The organism is Desemzia sp. FAM 23989 (genome assembly GCF_045528345.1).
In the GTDB taxonomy this organism is placed as follows: Bacteria; Bacillota; Bacilli; order Lactobacillales; family Carnobacteriaceae; genus Desemzia.
Genome location: NZ_JBGQQT010000057.1, coordinates 1 through 767, shown reverse-complemented (window position 1 = coordinate 767; position 767 = coordinate 1). Strand labels below are relative to the sequence as shown.

General features: G+C 40.0%; 1 pseudogene. It reads right to left on the bottom strand.

The features are described 5' to 3' along the window. Positions 1-50: 50 nt before the first annotated feature. A pseudogene (locus ACEN36_RS13005) lies at positions 51-767 on the bottom strand (IS3-like element ISSth1b family transposase); the annotation flags it as partial.

The window sequence follows — 767 nt, the reverse complement described above, 5'->3', positions numbered from 1 at the left end:
AGAATCCACTGAATAGCTCCCTGTCAAGTGGACAATGAAATAATAAAATATTAGGCGACGGCCTTGTTCCTCATTTCAAGAGGGGCAAGGCCGTTATTGCGCTCTTGAAAACGTTGATGATTGTAAAAATAGATGTAGGCATCAATATCTGAAACTAGCTCCTCAAAAGTCTTATACTTCTTCAAATCATAGCACTCCGTCTTAAAGTGCCCAAAGAAACTCTCAATTGGTGCATTGTCAATACACTTACCAACACGAGACATGGAGCGGGTCATCTGATACTGGGTAGTTAAACGGTAATAATCTTTCGAAGTATACTGCGAACCTCGGTCGCTGTGAATTAATGGTGTCGCATTAGGATTAGCTTTTTGTGCTTTACGAAGTGTTTCCAATACCAATTCGTTATCATTAAATTGACCAACTACATAGGCGACAATTGAGCCGTCGTAAAGATCCTTAATAGCACTCAAATAGGCTTTACAGCTGAAACCGTACTTCAAGAAAGTCACATCTGTACACCATTTCTGATTTGGAGCAGTGGCTGTAAAATTACGATTGAGAATGTTGTCCTCTACATTGACAAAGCTAGTTTTAGTACAATAGCCCTTGGCTCTTCTGATAATGGAACGTAGACCTAGAATGTGCATCAAGCGTCGAATCCGCTTCTTGTTGTAGTTTGTTTCAAGCTTGCGATTGACAAATAGCGTCATACGACGATAACCAAGAATACCATTATGCTGGCTATGAAGTTTCTTGAGGATATCCAT